2 protein-coding genes are annotated in these 964 nt (G+C 37.4%); both read left to right on the top strand.

Annotated elements, in window-relative coordinates:
- On the top strand, positions 1 to 260 hold a 260-nt coding region (locus FTV43_RS15845; protein ID WP_179995873.1), incomplete at its 5' end, for a hypothetical protein.
- A gap of 95 nt (positions 261 to 355) precedes the next feature.
- Positions 356 to 733, top strand: coding sequence for a hypothetical protein (locus FTV43_RS15840; RefSeq protein ID WP_179995872.1), 378 nt, complete (start codon positions 356 to 358; stop codon positions 731 to 733).
- The last annotated feature ends 231 nt before the right edge of the window (positions 734 to 964 follow it).

Below are 964 nucleotides of genomic sequence, written 5' to 3'. Positions count from 1 at the left end.
AAAAAAACTTGGAAAAAACCTTAACCAGTGCCTTGAGGGAATCAAATATAGATCAGTTAGTCCAAGACAAGATCAATCAGCAAATTCAGCCGATGCTCAAAGATATTCAGGATACTCAATCGAAATTAACACAGACCCTTTCACAGATTTCTACCGCCAGCTCACTTCTAAATACCACAGAAGTCAGCGAACGCTTAACGACTTTGGAAGACTCACTGAGAGATTTGACCACACAATTAAAGAAAGCAATCGAGTATTAACAGCTATCAATTCCAAAGGCTTTGCTATTAAACCGAAAAGCCCAATTGATGCTGCACGTATATTCTCATACAGCTATGTTAGTGCAGCCAAAGACGTGAAATATTGGGCTGAAATACAAGAATTGAAGTATCACAAAAAAAATCCGATGGGGACTGAGCTGTATGAAGCTATATGCGAGAAGTACAACGCTTTACAGCACTTCTCACGCCAAGAAAAAGACATGACAGACCAGATGCGTGATCACATTCAACAGATGATTGCCAATGATAAGAGAATGGTGAAATTTGCTGAAAAGCGGTTAGGTACTTACTTCTCTCAACGTGAGCATGACCGCCTAGATTCTCTATTCGATACAGCCAAAGACCGATTTAAAAAACCAGTTGAAGTTAGCCAGGTGCGAGATATTGAGCCAACACCAACACCAACACCATCGCCAAGTAAAGATGATGGCTACAGGTATGACCCATTCTAAGAATGGTTTTTTTTATACTTTTTTTGCCCAAACTGCACCGATTCAAACTTTAAATTTTGGAATGAATTACACTATCTAAAGTGAAGTGAATAAACTAAACTAAATGAACTAAACTAAACTAAATAAACTAAGTTTAGTAAAGTAAATAAAATCAATAACTCACTTTGGAGTAACTAAGTGAATAACAAAATTTCAAGTGCTGTGACCAAGCAAGACGTATATGACGCTATT

Source organism: Acinetobacter sp. YH16053 (assembly GCF_013417035.1).
Lineage (GTDB): Bacteria > Pseudomonadota > Gammaproteobacteria > Pseudomonadales > Moraxellaceae > Acinetobacter > Acinetobacter towneri.
The sequence above is the reverse complement of the archived record's forward strand: the minus strand, read 5'-3'. Positions and strand labels throughout refer to the sequence as shown.